The sequence below is a fragment of the Lactiplantibacillus sp. YT640 genome, assembly GCF_049745435.1.
Lineage (GTDB): Bacteria > Bacillota > Bacilli > Lactobacillales > Lactobacillaceae > Lactiplantibacillus > Lactiplantibacillus plantarum.
In genome coordinates this window covers 1-1,850 of the sequence record NZ_JBMNVY010000079.1, presented here as the reverse complement: position 1 = coordinate 1,850, position 1,850 = coordinate 1, and the positions used below count along the sequence as shown (strand labels likewise).

Below are 1,850 nucleotides of genomic sequence, written 5' to 3'. Positions count from 1 at the left end.
TTTTTTTGAGAAAGCTGGAGCACTTCATAATAAAATTGGAGAATATGCCGGTAAAGATTCTATTCCTGATTTGAATAGTGATTTACTAGCTTTGAGAAATTTTGTTGAAGGAACTCTTGCAATTCCAAATAGTATTCTTGAAATAGTGGATAAAATCGTGCAATCGTTGTTCGCTTACTATGAATTGATAGCTACTCGAGGATCTGGTAATAATCTTAGAAATATGAGTGCTGATCAAAGCGATGATTATATTAGAGAATTTGAGAAAAGAAAAACTGAACCTGTAGAAATTCAAAGAAAACTTTTACATGTTTTGAGAAATTTTATTTTTGATGAACATTGTTAAGGTATTATTTTTTTGCCAGCGGCAAAACCGGCCTCGCAGAGCCCAAACTTTACAAGGTAAAGTATAATGGGCTATACCTTGCATGGAGGTTTTCCGAATTCTATGCTATGCTCTAACCAAATTTAGCTGTTTGGAATGGAGTGGTGAAATGAGTTATTTAGTGGCTAATATGCAGAAATTAAAAGCTGATAATTTAGTTGGCTTGGGTAATCATGATCAACGCCGAACGCGACATCACAAAAATACTGATATTGACGTTGACCGTTCTGACTTAAATTATGATTTAGTTGCTGGTCGGACTAACCATTTCAAAACGGATATTGAGGCTTATATTAACGAGCATAAAACCAGTCAGAGAGCGGTCAGAAAAGATGCCGTTTTAGTCAATGAATGGATTATTTCGAGTGATAGCAATTTCTTTGCCGATTTGACGGCGGCTGATACCCGCAAATATTTTGAAACGGCGAGGAATTATTTTGCTGAAAAATTTGGTGAAGAAAATATTCGTTATGCAATTGTTCATCTTGATGAGAGTACGCCACATATGCATATGGGGATTGTCCCTTTTGATGATGAACATAAATTATCTGCTAAACGAGTATTTAATCGCACGGCTTTGCGAGATGTTCAAGATCAATTACCAGCTTATTTGCAACAGCATGGTTTTAATATTCAACGTGGGGTTCAAGAATCGGAACGAAAAAGTTTAACGGTTCCAGAATATAAAGCTATGCGTGAAGATTTGAAAAAGGCGACGCTTAAAAAACGAGAAATACAAGCTGAACTTGAAGATGCCAGAAGACGCCTTGCTGAACTTGAAGATGCCAGAAGACGCCTTGCTGAACTTAAACCTCGTGATCAGCAGGAAATTGAGAGCAAACCTACTTTTTTAAGCAAGGATAAAGTGGTTGTTAGAAAAAGTGATCTTCATGACTTAGAATCTCGAGCAGCTGTCAGTGATATTTATAATCAACAACAGAACCGTTTAAAACTTGATAATCAAAGCCTGAATTATCAACTGCTTGAAGTTAAAGACAATAATTATGAGTTAAGCAAGAAAAATGAGAAGCTCCAAAAATTAGTGGATGCGTTACAAGGAATTGTTCGGAGCGTTGACCGGTTCTTACAGCGCAAATTAGGTGTTGGCTTACCAAATGAGTGGCTAGAGCGAGCTGGATTAAAAGAACCGTCTAAAAAAGCCCCTCAGAGGCCACAAGAGCGTTCAGAGGGACAACATGATGAATTAGATGGTCCAAGCCTTTGAATTTGGTCTATGGCTTTAATTTAACCGCTGATGAGTATTGGAGCTGTTTAATGGCCGTCAGTCAACGGTAAATCGAATTAAAGGGACTTACTGCTTTAGCAGTTAGTCCCTTTTTGAGGCTTTAAGGAGTTGATTGACTAACCAAACCCAGACACTGAATTGGCTGAAAGCCAAAGTTTCCTAAACTTTGCTTTCCTGCCTCACGGCGAGTGCGGGGTGAGTTTGAGCGGGAGCTCCCGC

Annotated in this window: 2 protein-coding genes; both read left to right on the top strand. The window is 38.3% G+C overall.

Annotated features, from left to right (window positions below; all coding sequences use genetic code 11):
• Positions 1-346 (top strand): hypothetical protein (locus ACOV1R_RS15985; protein ID WP_217203473.1); only part of this gene is annotated, 346 nt, incomplete at its 5' end.
• 148 nt (positions 347-494) lie between these two features.
• Entirely contained in the window at positions 495-1,610 is a 1,116-nt protein-coding gene (gene mobV / locus ACOV1R_RS15980; RefSeq protein ID WP_219033563.1) for a MobV family relaxase, read from the top strand.
• Positions 1,611-1,850: the final 240 nt, after the last annotated feature.

Bases quoted from the DNA above. Each gene is read 5' to 3' on its own strand.
- mobV (WP_219033563.1), top strand. From the start codon at position 495: ATGAGTTATTTAGTGGCTAATATGCAGAAATTAAAAGCTGATAATTTA.